The 13486-nt window shown below is 61.1% G+C and carries 11 protein-coding genes and 4 pseudogenes; 10 read left to right on the forward strand and 5 right to left on the reverse strand.

Annotated features, from left to right (window positions below; all coding sequences use genetic code 11):
* The 3 genes and pseudogenes from AC13D8_RS00790 to AC13D8_RS00800 all read left to right on the forward strand — a co-directional run.
* Positions 1 to 141, forward strand: a pseudogene (locus AC13D8_RS00790) (MBL fold metallo-hydrolase); the annotation flags it as partial.
* A 36-nt stretch (positions 142 to 177) separates the two neighbouring features.
* Positions 178 to 1854 carry a bifunctional protein tyrosine phosphatase family protein/NAD(P)/FAD-dependent oxidoreductase gene (locus AC13D8_RS00795; RefSeq protein WP_482967211.1) on the forward strand — a complete coding sequence of 559 codons (1677 nt, stop codon included), beginning with the start codon at positions 178 to 180 and terminating at the stop codon, positions 1852 to 1854.
* A gap of 91 nt (positions 1855 to 1945) precedes the next feature.
* Complete coding sequence (locus AC13D8_RS00800; protein WP_482967212.1) at positions 1946 to 3667, forward strand: SulP family inorganic anion transporter; 1722 nt, start codon at positions 1946 to 1948, stop codon at positions 3665 to 3667.
* Between the two features lie 747 nt (positions 3668 to 4414).
* Here AC13D8_RS00800 and AC13D8_RS00805 read toward each other — a convergent pair.
* Positions 4415 to 5212, reverse strand: a complete 798-nt coding sequence (locus AC13D8_RS00805) for a helix-turn-helix transcriptional regulator (RefSeq protein WP_104019713.1) — start codon at positions 5210 to 5212, stop codon at positions 4415 to 4417.
* 245 nt (positions 5213 to 5457) lie between these two features.
* Between AC13D8_RS00805 and AC13D8_RS00810 the strand changes: the two genes are divergently transcribed.
* The 5 genes from AC13D8_RS00810 to AC13D8_RS00830 are packed head-to-tail and all read left to right on the forward strand — an operon-like array spanning position 5458 to position 10149.
* Complete coding sequence (locus tag AC13D8_RS00810) at positions 5458 to 6483, forward strand: ABC transporter ATP-binding protein (protein ID WP_482967249.1); 1026 nt, start codon at positions 5458 to 5460, stop codon at positions 6481 to 6483.
* Between the two features lie 40 nt (positions 6484 to 6523).
* The gene (locus AC13D8_RS00815; RefSeq protein ID WP_482967213.1) at positions 6524 to 7678 is read left to right on the forward strand and encodes an ABC transporter substrate-binding protein; all 1155 of its coding nucleotides are present in this window, start codon (positions 6524 to 6526) and stop codon (positions 7676 to 7678) included.
* 22 nt (positions 7679 to 7700) lie between these two features.
* Entirely contained in the window at positions 7701 to 8558 is an 858-nt protein-coding gene (locus AC13D8_RS00820; protein ID WP_482967214.1) for an ABC transporter permease, read from the forward strand.
* Between the two features lie 7 nt (positions 8559 to 8565).
* Positions 8566 to 9372, forward strand: coding sequence for an ABC transporter permease (locus tag AC13D8_RS00825; RefSeq protein ID WP_482967215.1), 807 nt, complete (start codon positions 8566 to 8568; stop codon positions 9370 to 9372).
* A 6-nt stretch (positions 9373 to 9378) separates the two neighbouring features.
* Complete coding sequence (locus tag AC13D8_RS00830) at positions 9379 to 10149, forward strand: SDR family NAD(P)-dependent oxidoreductase (RefSeq protein WP_129435225.1); 771 nt, start codon at positions 9379 to 9381, stop codon at positions 10147 to 10149.
* Positions 10150 to 10329: 180 nt separating this feature from the next.
* On the opposite strand, the gene AC13D8_RS00835 is transcribed toward AC13D8_RS00830, so the two are convergent.
* From AC13D8_RS00835 to AC13D8_RS00850, 4 genes and pseudogenes are all read right to left on the reverse strand, one after another.
* Complete coding sequence (locus AC13D8_RS00835; protein WP_482967216.1) at positions 10330 to 11292, reverse strand: DUF808 domain-containing protein; 963 nt, start codon at positions 11290 to 11292, stop codon at positions 10330 to 10332.
* Between the two features lie 188 nt (positions 11293 to 11480).
* Positions 11481 to 11705: pseudogene (locus tag AC13D8_RS00840) on the reverse strand (IS481 family transposase); the annotation flags it as partial.
* Between the two features lie 351 nt (positions 11706 to 12056).
* Positions 12057 to 12455, reverse strand: a complete 399-nt coding sequence (locus tag AC13D8_RS00845; protein WP_482967217.1) for a LysR substrate-binding domain-containing protein — start codon at positions 12453 to 12455, stop codon at positions 12057 to 12059.
* Between the two features lie 175 nt (positions 12456 to 12630).
* Positions 12631 to 12768 (reverse strand): annotated as a pseudogene (locus tag AC13D8_RS00850) (helix-turn-helix transcriptional regulator); the annotation flags it as partial.
* Positions 12769 to 12772: 4 nt separating this feature from the next.
* On the opposite strand from AC13D8_RS00850, the pseudogene AC13D8_RS00855 reads away from it, so the two are divergent.
* Together AC13D8_RS00855 and AC13D8_RS00860 are read left to right on the forward strand one after the other, a co-directional pair.
* A pseudogene (locus AC13D8_RS00855) lies at positions 12773 to 12874 on the forward strand (integrase); the annotation flags it as partial.
* A gap of 219 nt (positions 12875 to 13093) precedes the next feature.
* The gene (locus tag AC13D8_RS00860; protein ID WP_482967218.1) at positions 13094 to 13381 is read left to right on the forward strand and encodes a hypothetical protein; all 288 of its coding nucleotides are present in this window, start codon (positions 13094 to 13096) and stop codon (positions 13379 to 13381) included.
* The last annotated feature ends 105 nt before the right edge of the window (positions 13382 to 13486 follow it).

The following is a 13486-nucleotide window of genomic DNA, read 5'->3' on the forward strand; positions in this document are numbered from 1 at the left end:
CGCTTCCGCACCGAACGCGACGCGACATTGGACATGCCGCGGCTGATCCTGCCGTCGTTGCAGGTCAACATGCGCGCGGGCGCGGTGCCCAAGGACCGCGACGGCAACCCGATGCTGAAAGTGCCGGTGAACCGGCTCTGATTTCAGGGCGCAGGACCCCAAACGGGAGGACACGCGATGCAACTCAACAAGGTGACCGACGCGCTGTCGGTCAGCCCCCAGATCGGTGCCGAGGATATGGCGGCGATCCGTGATGCGGGCTTTCGTGCCATCATCTGCAACCGCCCCGATGGCGAGGGGGCCGACCAGCCGAATTTCGAGGAGATCGAGGCGGCTGCGAAAAAGGCGGGGCTGGAGGCGCGCTATCTGCCGGTGACGTCGGGCATGGTTCGGGACGCGGATGCCGAAAGCTTCGGACAGGCGCTGATGGAACTGCCCGGCCCGGTGCTGGCCTATTGCCGCACCGGCACGCGCTCGGCCACGCTCTGGTCCCTGAGCCAGGCAAAGAGCCGCCCGGTGCCCGAGATCCTCGCCGCCACCAAGGCGGCGGGCTATGACATGGCCGGAGTCGCGCGGCGGATCGTCAATGGTGGCAAGACGCCCACCGATACGGGGGATGCGTCCTTTGACGTGGTGATCGTGGGCAGCGGCGCGGGCGGTATTGCCGTGGCCGCGAGCCTGAAAGCGCGCAAGCCGGGGCTGGAGATCGCCGTGATCGACCCGGCGGAAATCCATTACTATCAGCCGGGCTGGACCATGGTGGGCGGCGGCATCTTCGAGCCCGCCGAGACCGCCAAGACCATGGGCAGCCTCGTTCCGCGCGGCGTAAACTGGATCAAATCTGCCGTGGCTGCGTTCGAGCCGAAGGACAATGCCGTGATCCTCGACGGTTGCCGGGTGGTGAAATACGACCGCCTGGTGGTCTGCCCAGGGCTGAAGCTCGACTGGGCCGCTGTCGAGGGGCTGGAGGAAACGCTGGGGCGCAATGGTGTCACCTCCAATTACCGCTACGACCTGGCCCCCTATACGTGGGAACTGGTGCAGGGGCTGAAGACGGGCCGCGCGCTCTTTACCCAGCCGCCAATGCCGATAAAATGCGCGGGCGCGCCGCAGAAGGCGCTGTATCTGTCGGCGGATCACTGGCATCGCACCAGTCGGCTCAAGGATATCGAGATCGGGTTCTGCAACGCGGGCGGGGTGCTCTTCGGGGTCAAGGATTACGTGCCCGCGCTGCAATCCTACATGGACAAATACGGCGCGCGGCTCGATTTCTTCTACAATCTCGTGGCTGTGGACGGCCCGGCGAAAAAGGCCGTCTTCGAGGTGAAGAAACCCGATCACGAGCCCGAGCGCGTGACGATGGAGTTCGACATGATGCATGTCTGCCCGCCGCAATGCGCGCCGGATTTCATCCGGGTCTCGCCGCTCGCCGATGCCGCAGGATGGGTGGATGTGGATCAGGCGACACTACGCCACAAGACCTATACCAACATCTGGTCCTTGGGTGACGTGATGAACGCGCCAAATGCCAAGACGGCGGCCGCTGCGCGCAAGCAGGCCCCGGTGGTGGCTGAGAATATCGTGGCCGATATCATGGGGCGCGAGCCGGTGGCGCAATATGACGGCTACGGTTCCTGCCCGCTTACACTAGAGCGTGGCAAAGTCGTGCTGGCCGAGTTCGGCTATGGCGGGGTGATGAAGCCCAGCTTTCCCAGGTTTCTCATCGACGGCACCAAGCCGAGCCGTCTGGCCTGGCTGCTCAAGGAAAAGATGCTGCCGCCGATCTATTGGAAGGCGATGCTGCGCGGGCGCGAATGGATGGCCCGGCCCGAGAAGATCAGTGCCGGGGGATAGACCCGGCCCTGTGCCCGCACCTTGACTACCCCGGGTTCCGTACCGGGGGCCTTTCGCCTTTTTTCGTCCTGAAATGGAAAGACCGCCTGTCATGCCCTCGCTGTCCCGCTATTTCCCCCCCTTGGACTGGGGGCGCAGCTATACCCGCGACACGCTGACCAGCGATCTGGTGGCGGCGGTGATCGTGACGATCATGCTGATCCCGCAATCGCTGGCCTATGCGCTTCTGGCGGGGCTGCCTGCGCAGGCGGGGATCTACGCCTCGATCGTGCCTATCGTGCTCTACGCGCTCTTTGGCACCTCCCGCGCGCTGGCCGTGGGGCCGGTGGCGGTGGTGTCGCTGATGACGGCGGCGGCGATCGGGCAGGTGGCCGAAGCGGGCAGCATGGGCTATGCGGCGGCGGCGCTGACGCTGGCGCTTTTGTCGGGGGCGTTTCTGATGGCGCTCGGCCTGTTGCGGCTTGGCTTCATCGCCAATTTCCTCAGCCATCCGGTGATCGCGGGCTTCATCACGGCATCGGGGGTGCTTATCGCCACGAGCCAGCTCAAACATATCCTCGGCGTGCCCGCAGGCGGGCATACGCTGGTCGAGATGCTGGCATCGCTGGCGGTGCATCTGGGCGATGTGCATCTGGCCACGCTGGTGATCGGCGTGCTTGCTGCGGCGTTTCTGTTCTGGGTGCGCAAGGGTCTGAAACCCGTGCTAATGCGTGCGGGTCTTGCCCCGCGCGCCGCCGATATCCTGGTCAAGGCGGGGCCGGTGGTGGCGGTGGCGCTGAGCACGGCGGCGGTCTGGCTGATGGGCCTCGATGCGCGCGGCGTGGCGATCGTGGGGGCGGTGCCGCAGGGCCTGCCGCCGCTCACGATGCCCGATCTCTCGCCCGACCTGCTGGGCGCGCTTCTTGTGCCTGCCTTGCTCATTTCGGTCATCGGCTTTGTCGAGTCGGTCTCGGTGGCGCAGACGCTGGCCGCGAAGAAACGCCAGCGCATCGACCCCGATCAGGAGCTGATCGGGCTGGGCGCGGCCAATCTCGGCGCGGCCTTCACCGGTGGGTATCCGGTTACGGGGGGCTTTGCCCGTTCGGTGGTGAATTTCGATGCGGGCGCCGAGACCCCCGCCGCCGGGGCCTTTACCGCCATCGGGCTGGCCATCGCGGCGCTGGCACTGACGCCGCTGATCTTCTTTCTGCCCAAGGCGGTGCTGGCGGCGACGATCATCGTGGCGGTCCTCAGCCTCGTCGATTTCTCGATCCTGCGCAAATCCTGGGCCTATTCAAAGGCCGATTTTGCCGCCGTGCTTGCCACCATCGGGCTCACGCTCGGGCTGGGGGTGGAGGCGGGGGTGTCTACGGGCGTGATCCTGTCGTTGGCGCTGCATCTCTACAAGACCTCGCGCCCGCATGTGGCCGAGGTGGGGCTGGTCCCCGGCACGCAGCATTTCCGCAACATTCTGCGCCACGAGGTCGAGACCGATCCGACGCTGCTGACCCTGCGGGTGGATCAGAGCCTCTATTTCGCCAATGCGCGGTTTCTGGAGGATCTGATCCAGGACCGGATCGCCGAGGATTGCGCGTTGCGCCATGTGGTGCTGATGTGCTCTGCGGTGAACGAGATCGACTTTTCCGCGCTGGAAAGTCTGGAGGCGATCAACGAACGGCTCAAGGCAGCGGGCATCACCCTGCATCTGAGCGAGGTCAAGGGGCCGGTGATGGACCGTCTCCAGCGCAGTCATTTTCTGGACGAGATGAGCGGAGAGGTGTTCTTGTCGCAATATGACGCCTGGACCACTTTGGTTCCGACCGGGAAGGGCTGAACCGGATGGTCACCAGGGATGTTTCCGATCTGCCGCCAGATCTGGGCTTGGACTCGGACACGATACTGCCCGCCGGTCGGGATAAGAGGCGATTGTTCCGAAAGAGCTATCTGCTTCTCCTGTTGTCGCGTTGCCCTTAACCCGGTTCTGCCTCAATCTATGTGGGAGGGGCAGCATTCGGGCTCTGAGCAATTCCGGCGCGGCATTTCCGTACACTGGGCGCTTGAGGGTCTTCAGGCGGTAGATCTGGCCTTGCGGTAGTTTCAAGGGTGCTGTCAGACGAACTCGAACTCGTCTCCACTGGCAGCGTGTCGCCCAAAACCTGAATCGCGGGGATTCCCACGCGTATGATTTTGTGAGTCATCCTGTTTGGGAGGATGGATCATGTCAGCACCTTTGCCAGACGTGCTTCGGGCGCGGTTTCGCCGATACATTGAAAAAGGGTTAAGCGGTCGCGCGGCGGCGTTATGGCTGACAACGCGGTCCGCGATCGCCGAGCATTGCAGAAGGATTGGCCGATGGGCGGCCTGAATGTCTGCCCGATGGCCCAACCTGTTTGACGAAAAATTGTGTGCCGGTCGTCCGGTGACGATGCCCGGTCAAGGCGTTTTTGACGGCGGGAACCTGGGCTATCTTGTTACATAGCCGGCACCTTTCAACTGTCATGAAGATTGCGCGTCTGCACATCTTCTGTCGGAACTGCTAGCGCCTCTCTGCCATCAGTCTGCGCCCACTCGCTGCGAATGATCAGCCCAGTTCCGACAAAGAGGCCATGAACTTGGAGAACAATTCACCCTGTGAGCTCACGCGTAGCTTGGCGTAAATGTTGCGCCGGTGAATGCGCACCGTGCCGGACGTGATGCCAAGTGCTCGGCCGGTGGCATCGGCGGAATGGCCCTTGAGAATGTATTCGACCACCTCGGCCTCACGCGGTGTAAGCAGGTTCCGTCCGAAACTTTGAAATGCGTCTTCTATCAACCGGGGCAGACGTTGCCCGTTGCTCGCCGGTTGGGACAAAAACTGACCGATCAGGCCGCACCAATGCTTTCGCGCGGTGGCGGCGACGAATGGTAGCAGGCTCTCGAGATCGCGGAACTCGCGTGCCGAGAAGGCCTTGTGCTCGCGCATCGCGGATATGACCACGCTGACGTCGTCGCCAACGTCGATGACATAGCCTATTTCTTCGGCAAGGCCGGTCTGAACATAGTAATTACGGAAATATTCGCCCTGGTAGAAACGATCGGGGGCCAGGTCGCGCAAACGCGCCAATCTGGTTTCAGTTGGACTTTGGGAGTGCAGGTAGAACGGGTCGAGGAGATACGGCCCTTCCTGATAATCGTCGACCATCACCTTGCGCTTGGTGGCAGGAAAATCATCAAAAAGATCAAGAGGTTTGTGGTCGCGGTGATAGGCAAAGATCACCGTGAACTCGAACGGCACGACGGCGCGCAGCGCATCGGTAAGCGCTGTAGGCAGACCGGGTGTGCCCAAGGTTTCAACGGCACACGCACAAGACCGAGTCCAGTCCGAAAGCTGAGATTTCATGGTCGTCTATGCTCTTTGTGGTATATACAGTGAGATCATCTTTTCGTAGCATTTTCGTCAAACAGGGCATACCCCTTCTTGGGTCAATAATGACAGGGTGTGATATGCTGGACGCATATGCGGAAACGGGAAGAGACATGCGAGCATCCTCGGAGACAACAGAAAACCAGGATGCGCGTGAGGATCGCGTCGCAGAATTTATTAATGTCTCCAAACGATTCGGGGGCGTTCTCGCGGCAGATCAACTGAACCTCGGAATCCGGCGGGGCGAATTTCTATCTTTCCTCGGTCCTTCGGGCTGCGGAAAGACGACGGCGTTGCGGATGCTTGCCGGGTTCGAGGAGCCAAGTGAAGGCTGTGTTAGGATCAATGGCTCTGACATGAGTGCGGTGCCGTCCTATCGGCGTCCAGTCAACATGGTGTTTCAGCATTATGCGCTCTTTCCGCATATGAGCGTGGCGCAGAACGTGAGCTATGGCCTGCGTCAGCGCCGCCCGCGAATGGCAAAGGCCGAGATCGCGACGCGGGTTGCGAAGGCGCTCGAGACTGTCCGGCTCGAGGATTTCGGCGGGCGCCGCGTCTGGGAATTGTCAGGTGGGCAGCAGCAGCGTGTGGCGCTTGCTCGGGCAATCATCAACGAGCCGACGGTCCTGCTTCTGGATGAACCAATGGCGGCGCTCGATGCAAAGCTGCGCGGCGATATGCAGCGCGAGCTGCTCGATCTTCAGCGGAGCCTCGGGATCACCTTCGTGCTTGTCACCCATGATCAGGAAGAGGCTCTGTCCATGTCAGACCGTATCTGCATCATGGGCGGCGGGCGGATCGCGCAGGTGGGCACCCCACAGGATCTCTATGATCGACCATGCAACCGCTATGTTGCGGATTTCGTGGGTAAGGCCAACATCCTGTCAGGTGAAATCGTCGAGAGGGCAGATGGGCGCGCACGGGTCGTTTTGCCCTCGGGCGCGGAGGTTCTGGTGTCGGAGGAGGGGCCGGACACGCGCAGAAAGATCGAGATCGTCGTGCGACCCGAGGCTCTTGGTATTGGCATGGCGGCGAGTCCCGGAGATGCCGCACTCAAGGCGCGGATCACTCATCGCACCTTTCTCGGCGATCATACCGAATACCTGCTGGAGGCCGAGGGAATCGGTCCTGTGCAGGTGAATCTGCCACGACAGGCCGAAAGAGCGTCGGGCAGGCACGAGGTGGGCGATGAGGTCCATATCCTGTGGGCGGCGGAGGCAGGGCGTGTCCTGGCCGCCGAAGACTGACCGAGCCTGAACCTGAACAATCCAGCAAGGGAGAATGATCATGACAAAAGATAATGCGCCGATCACTCGGCAGAAATTCATGGAAGAACTTCGCCGTTACGAGAAGGGCTCGATCACGCGTCGGCACTTCCTGGGGGTGACGGGCCTTGGTGCCGCGATGGCCGTGATGGGCGGAGCCATGCCCGGACTGTTACCCGGTCGCGCGCGGGCGCAGGACTTGGGCAACCGCGTGGTGCTGGCCACTTGGCCCAATTATCACGATGCGTCGAATTTCGACCGATTCACCGATGCCACGGGCGTCTATACCCAAGTCAATGTCTTCGGCTCGAACGAGGAAATGCTGGCCAAGCTGCAAGCGGGCGGGTCGGGCTGGGATGTGTTCGTGCCGACCAACTACGCGATCTCTACCTATGTCGAGGCAGACCTGATTGAGCCACTCGATCTGTCGAAGCTGCCGAATTACGATCCTGCGGCATTCGATCAGCGGTTTGCCGATGCGGGCACGATCGACGGCACCGTCTATGCCGTGCCTAAGAACTGGGGCACTACAGGTATCGCCTACAACTCCGACAAGACCGGCGGTGTCGTGGATAGCTGGAAGACCTTCTTCGACGGTGCGCGCGATCAGTTCGACGGGCGGGTGATGGTTCATGACTATCAGCTGACCACCATCGGCAATGCGCTGGTCTATTTCGGCCACAGCTTCAACTCGGTCGATGAGGCGGAACTGGCCGATGCTGAAAAGCTTCTGATCGACGTGAAGCCCCATCTCTTCGCGATCTCTTCGGATTACCAGCCGTCGATGCGCAATGGCGATGCCTGGCTCACGATGTGCTGGACCGGCGACGGCAAGCAGATGAACAGCGATATGCCCGAGATCGGCTTTGCCCTCGGCAAGGAGGGCGGCGAGATCTGGTCGGATTACTATGCCATCCCCAAGGATGCCCCGCATCGCGAGGCGGCCTATGCGCTGATCGACTATCTGCTCAATCCGGAGGTGAACGCGCGCGAGGCGCTCGCACACGGCTATCCGGTGGCCGATACGCGCACCAATGCGCTCCTGCCCGAGGACCTGCTCAATGATCCGATCCTCTATCCCGCGGCCGAACGGCTGAGTGCGCTGGAATTCGGTGCGGCCGTGACCCTGACCGATCCGAACCGGGCTGAGCTCATGGCGCGGTTCAAGTCGGCCTGAGGCGCGGAAACGGAGACGGACGATGGCCATGGCACAAACACGGGCGCGCACGCTGCTCCTGACGCCCGCAGGCTTGTGGTATGCGGCGTTGCTACTGTTCCCTCTGGCCGTCGTCCTGATCTTTTCCTTCGGCGAGCGCAACCCGATCGGGGGCTATGCGCCCGGCTTCACGTTGGAGCAATATGCCAACCTTCCAGCGCGCTTTGCTGCCTTTCGCAACACGCTGACGCTCGCACCTCTCGGCACCATCGCGGCGCTGCTCATCGCCTATCCGCTGGCGTATTACCTGGCACTCAGGGTTTCGGTGCGTTGGAAGACGATGCTGCTGATCCTGGTGATCGTGCCGTTCTGGACGTCGATCCTGATCCGCTCCTATGCGTGGATCTACCTGCTTGGCGGCAATGGGATTCCGGCCTTTCTGGAGGCGATCGGCCTCGGGGAAATACAACTGATCAACACGCCCTTCGCGGTGCTCGTGGGTATTGTCTACGGTTATTTGCCACTGATGGTCTTTCCGATCTACGTGGCGCTGGAAAAGCTCGACAAGAGCCTGCTGGAAGCCGCTTCTGATCTTGGGACACCACCCTGGCGCAGCTTTCTGCAGATCACCCTGCCGCTTTCCATGCCGGGTGTGCTCACCGGTTCCATGCTGGTCTTCATCCTGTTGACCGGAGAATTCCTGATCCCGGCGATCCTCGGAGGCGGCAAGGTGTTCTTTGTCGGCAACGCGCTGGTCGATCTGTTCCTGCAATCGCGCAACTGGGCTTTCGGCTCTGCCGTGGCCGTGGCGCTGATCGTTATCATGCTGATTGTCGTGGCGCTCTACACACGGGTGGTGAAACGGTTCGGAGCCACCCGCGACGATGTCGGGCTGATGTGAGGGTGCCATGAGACTTTATGCCATCGCCGTCTACGGGTTTCTCTACCTGCCGATTTCGATCATCGCGCTGTTCTCGTTCTCGGCGGGGCGCAATGCCAGTTCGATGCAGGGATTCTCGACCGAATGGTATGCCCGCGCCCTCAACAATCCCTTCGTGATGGAGGCGCTCTGGACGTCGCTCAAGGTGGCGTTCTTCTCGGCCATCCTCGCCACGCTTGCCGGGACCATGGCGGCATTGGCGCTCACGGGCATGAAAGGACGGCTGCGTGCAATCTTTGACGTGCTGGTGCAGATCGCGGTGATGATTCCCGGTATCGTGATCGGCATCGCGACGCTCATCGCGCTTGTCACGCTCTTCGATCTCGTGAATCCTTGGATCGAGAGCCTGACCGGGTGGCGTCTCTCCCTGGGCCTGGGATCGCTCATTGGCTTGCACGGCATGTTCACCATGTCCCTCGTCGTGCTGCTGGTGCGCGGGCGACTGGAAAGCTTCGACCGCGCCCAGATCGAGGCGTCGAACGATCTAGGGGCCAGTCCGCTGGGAACCTTCATGCAGGTGACGTTCCCACAGATCGCGCCGGCCATCCTTGCAGGTTTTCTGTTGGCGTTCACCTTCAGTTTCGATGACTTCATCATGGCGTTCTTCGTTGCTGGATCGGAGACGACGCTGCCCATCTACATCTTTTCGTCCATCCGTCGCGGGGTGACACCCGAGATCAACGCGATCGGCACAATGGTGATGGTGGCCTCTCTCACGCTTCTGATCGTCGCGCAAATTCTGCTGCGGCCAGGCCATTCCAGGGGAAAGGGATAAATCGCTTTGCAGGAGACAGGAAAGCTCAAGGATCGTATCGCGCTGGTCACAGCGGCCGGATCGGGTATCGGTAGGGCAGGGGCCTGCGCAATGGCGCGCGACGGGGCCACCGTGATCGTAACCGACCTAGCGGCCAACCTTGCGGAGGAGACACTTGCACGGATCGAAGCCGAAGGCGGGCAAGGCATGGCCTTCGCGCTCGATGCAAGGGATGACACGGCTTGTCGGGCCACCGTCGACCGCGTCGTCCGTGACCACGGGCGCATCGACATCCTGCACAGCCATGCCGGCATCCAGATTCCCGGACGGCTGGAGGATGTCACGTCAGAGCAAATGGATTCTGCATGGGCGCTCAATGTAAGGGCGCATTTCGTGCTGGCGCAGGCGGTGGTCGCGCCGATGCGTGCGCAAGGCGGCGGATCGGTAATCGTCACCGCATCCAACTCGGGCTGTCAATATGACCGGGGTATGATCTCCTACGCCACGACCAAGCATGCCGCAGTTGCGATGGTAAAGCAGATGGCGGCGGACTATGCGCGCGAGAACATCCGCTTCAATGCGCTTTGCCCCGGTTTCGTCGATACGCCATTCAATGCCGGGTTCGAGATTCAGATGGGCGGGCGCGATGCACTCGAATCCTATGTCGCAGACACGATCCCGATGGGCCGGTGGGCCAGTGTCGACGAGATCGCCGACGGCATCGTCTACCTAGCTTCGGAGCGGTCGAGTTTCGTCACCGGTTTGGCGCTGGTCATAGATGGCGGTGAGCGGCTCTAGAACACCCCTTGGCGTATAGGGTGACCTCCCTCAGACAATCAGCGAGGCGTAAGCGGCAGGGCGAGCCGAGCGGCGCGAACACCGGCGGCTTTCGGCGTCGAGATCAAAGTCGCGCGTAGCCTTCGAATTCCACACAAACCCGGGGGGAAGATTTGCAGATTCCTGCCAATTTCCTGTGCGTCAGGGCGCGGGCGCCAGCCGCGTCCATACCGGCTTGATGATTTTCAGCCCAACCGGGATCAGGGCCAGACCGAGCACCAGCCCGAACACCCCGTCAAGGCCCGCCGTGACGGCCCACTTAACGGCGCCCTGCCACGGGCCCATCCCTTGTGCAACAGCAACCGCGACATGGTGAATCCAATCATACATCGCCGGGAAACCCATCTGGTCCAGCGCGTGCAGGATGATCGATCCGCCCACCCACAGCATCGCGGCCGTGCCGACGATCATCAACAAGTTCATGAACTTGGGCATGGCATGCACGATTCCGCGTCCCAAGGCGCGGGTCAGTCCCAGTCGGCCGTTCTCGGCCATGTAGAGTCCCACGTCATCGGCCTTCACGATCAGTGCGACCGCGCCATAGACCAGCGCGGTGATCCCCATCGCCACCATCGCCAGCGTCGCCGCCTCCATCCAGAGCGCGCTTTCAGGAAGCGCGGCCAGAGCGATCGTCATGATCTCGGCTGACAGGATGAAATCGGTCTTGATCGCCCCCGCAACCTTTTGTTCCTCCAGATGCGCGGCATCCCCTTCGATGTGGCTTCCGTCCGGCCCGCCGTGACCTTTACCAAACCCCAGGAAATGTGCGACTTTCTCGGCGCCTTCAAAACAGAGATAGCCCCCGCCCAGCATCAGGATCGGTGGGATCAGCCACGGCGCGAAGGCCGATAGGGCCAACCCCGCAGGCAACAGGAACACCAGTTTGTTGATCAGCGACGCCCGCGCGATGCGCCACACCATCGGCAATTCGCGCGCGGGCGAAAATCCCTGCATGTACTTGGGCGTCACCGCCGCGTCGTCGATCGCCGCGCCTGCCGCCTTGGACCCTGCCTTGGCCGCTTGCCCTGCCACGTCATCGACCGACGCCGCTGCCATCTTGGCCAGAGCCGCCACGTCGTCCAGCAATGCCATCAACCCACTCATACCCGCCTCCTGTAGCCGACATTCCCCATGCAGACTGCCGTTTGACGACAGCGTCGCCTGACAAGGCCGGTTGATCAATTGTTTTCCGTGCAGCGCAGCGGCCAGTCAGCCATCCCCCCTTTCATGCCAGGCCGCCTTGCAAGAGTTGGGGGTGGGGCGGCGTCTTCTTTCCTCGTCAAAGCCACGGTCATCCGTTCGACCTGGCCGTGGGTCCACGGGTGGTTCGGTTTTGTCAGCCGGTGCTCGACCCCATTCGCCTCGCAGATCATGTCGAAGCGCATCGACCGGGAGTAGATGGTGTTCCGGTTTCGGGGCTGCTCTGCGAACTGGATGCCGTTGTCGGTCAGGACCGTGTGGACCTGGCAGGGCACGGCCTCGAGCATGTGCTGGAGGAACTCCCAAGCTGTTGATCTTGTGTCGAAGTTACAGATTTATGTTTAAACGAAATGCATTAGGTGGGGGTTTGCCTTTAGTCGCTGGCGACCCCGGCAGGCATCAGCCTTCTGGAGAAAGTATGCTAAGATGTTGAAATTAAATGATTGAGAAATTTAGTGTGTAGCAAAATGTGTAGCAAAATGTGTAGCAATACGAAAGGCTTTGACTGTCCTTGAGCGGCGTTTTCCCAAGGCTTCGATCTTTGCCTCGGCCCTCCTCGTCACCCATCTCCAACCTTGGATTCGTGCGCGTCTGACGGTCAATGCATGCCAACCTCTTTTTGCATCGATCATGCGCAGAGGTCAGCTTTCTGGTCGCAATCCGAATCATCAATTGCAAATTTCCTCGGAGCCATACGATACGACCTTGCGCAGCCATTTCTGCCCCGGCTCCCGCTCTGTGCGCAGATCCCAACACAGGTCGAACGAGAACACCACTCCCTCCAGTGGAAGAGGAGCTTCACACAGGTTTCTGAGCCGGGGATCGAGCGAGAAGAGGCGCCGCGGCGCAATTGCGATCAGGTCGGAATTTGCCACGATGTCGGGTATCTCGAACCAGCTTGACACGGTCATTGCCATGCGCCGCTCTAGGCCCCGCGCGACCAGCGCGTAATCGATCACTGTCGTTCCTGTTGTGGACTGCGAGAGTTTCACGTAACGCAGATCGGCATACAGCTGGGCCATCATCGGCTCGCCCGCACGCGGATGGGCGAGGCGCATCAAGATCACGATCTCGTTGGCGATGCCATATCAAAGCGTTTTGATGGGAGGCACTTGGGCGCTCTTGTTATGTAGCGAACACCCTTCAACAGTCGTGATCGATGCGGGTCCGCACTTCTATTGCCGGAACTGGCAGCAGCTATCCGCCATCAGTCTGGATCTGCGCCAACTATCCGGCGCACAATCAGCTTAGTTCCGACAATGAAGCCATGAACCTGGAGAACAATTCGCCCTGCGAGCTCACGCGTCGCTTGCCGTAAATATTGCGCCGGTGAATGCGCACCGTGCCGGGCGTGATACCAAGTGCGCGGCCGGTGGCATCACGTGTTCAGCTTCAGCTCGGTCACACAAAGATGGACAGCAAGGTCCGGTACCTGGGCGCTGAGCTTGAGGATGCACTGGCAATCGCCGAGGGTATCGAAATCTAGCAACTTCGCGCCGCCTTCACGGGCGGCCCAGACCTGCCGTTACCTTCATTGACCGACGCCGCGATGCAGCTTTCGCAATTCTGCCGTTCGTAACCCGCGCCGCATTCTATCGATTTCGATCTGAATCTTCTGCGCGGGTTGGTCGCCGTGTGCTACGGTGCATAAGCCGGGCTGCTTGCGGCGGATTGATACCCAACGAGAAGCTTGAGGAGATAGATGATGTTTGCACGCGTGACGAAGTACAAGATGAAGCCTGGATCACGGGATGCCGCAACCGCGTTGCTGAGCCAGTTAAAAGACTCGATCATGGGCATGAATGGCATGCACAACTTCGTCAACGTGATGAACGAGGACGGCAGTGGCTACGTGATTTCGGTGGTTGAAAGCGAAGGGACATCAGATGCGAACGCGGAACAGGTGCAGGCACTATGGGGCCAGTTCGCAGAGCATTTGGAAGGCCAACCTACGGCCGAGGGCTACGACGTCATCGCAAACTGGACGAACTGAGGCCAATTGCTCGGTCGGCGGGGTTATCCCGCCGACCTGTGAGAGGTCGCTGCATGGAGCCAGGCGGAATACCCTCGCCCAACTGCGGGTAATTTAAAGGCTTCG

It is taken from the genome of Roseovarius sp. B-10, assembly GCF_056859295.1.